The organism is Salinicola sp. CR57 (assembly GCF_003206585.1).
GTDB lineage: Bacteria > Pseudomonadota > Gammaproteobacteria > Pseudomonadales > Halomonadaceae > Salinicola > Salinicola lusitanus.
Window position 1 is genome coordinate 415 of the sequence record NZ_PZJL01000022.1, and the last position, 209, is coordinate 623.

Genomic DNA, 209 nt, shown 5'->3' on the forward strand with positions numbered 1-209 from the left:
CCCAAGAACCAGCGCCCGGAGCTCTGGAACCTCTACAACGGCAAGGTCAACAAGGGCGAATCGATCCGCGTCTTCCCGCTCTCCAACTGGACCGAGCTGGATATCTGGCAGTACATCTACCTCGAATCGATCCCCATCGTTCCGCTCTACTACTCCGCGCCGCGCCCGGTGGTGGAGCGCGACGGCATGCTGGTGATGGTCGACGACGA

Annotated in this window: 1 protein-coding gene; it reads left to right on the plus strand. The window is 61.7% G+C overall.

The window, feature by feature from the left end:
- On the plus strand, positions 1-209 hold a 209-nt coding region (locus DOM56_RS20020; RefSeq protein WP_232822377.1), incomplete at both ends, for a phosphoadenosine phosphosulfate reductase family protein.